At 50.5% G+C, this 566-nt stretch carries 1 protein-coding gene; it reads right to left on the bottom strand.

The features are described 5' to 3' along the window. Positions 1 to 109: 109 nt before the first annotated feature. A complete protein-coding gene (locus tag AC07OI_RS29815) occupies positions 110 to 544 on the bottom strand; it encodes an ExbD/TolR family protein (RefSeq protein ID WP_492703637.1) in 435 nt (144 codons plus the stop codon). Between the last annotated feature and the right edge of the window lie 22 nt (positions 545 to 566).

The raw sequence follows: 566 nt of genomic DNA, 5'->3' as shown, positions 1-566 counted from the left end.
AAAATCGCCCTGACTGCGTTGCAGCTCCTCGCCGTGCTATTCGCACTGTCTTCGTCGCTACGCCTTGTCAGGACAATTTTTCGCCAACCCTGTTTAGTCATTCAAAACACTAGTTCCGTGGAGGCGGTTCAATCACGAAACCGACCTTGGCGATACCGGCACGTTGTGCCGTCAGGATACTTTTGCCAACAAACTCATAGCGGGTATTCTGGTCTCCACGGATATGCAACTCCGGTTGCGGAACCTTGATTGCTTCTACCTTGAGCTTTTCAAACAAGGCATCCGTACTGCCCAGCGGCTTCATGCTGCCGTTCCAGTACAAGTCACCATCCTTGTTGATCGACAGGGTGATGTTTTCCGGTTTGGTTTTGTAAATCACGTTGGTTTCTGCCGGCAGCTTGAGCTTGACCGTATCTGTAATCACCGGGGTGGTGATCAGGAAGATGATCAGCAAAACCAGCATGACGTCGACCAGCGGGGTGGTGTTGATGGTGCTGTTGACTTCGTCTTCACCATCTCCATCATTGCCAATTGCCATTGCCATAATGTGTTCTCTTTCGTGTTAC

The organism is Undibacterium sp. GW821-FHT07F11, assembly GCF_059418665.1.
The sequence above is the reverse complement of the archived record's forward strand: the minus strand, read 5'-3'. Positions and strand labels throughout refer to the sequence as shown.

Coding starts and splice junctions, on each gene's coding strand:
- AC07OI_RS29815 (WP_492703637.1), bottom strand. CDS start 544: ATGGCAATGGCAATTGGCAATGATGGAGATGGTGAAGACGAAGTCAAC.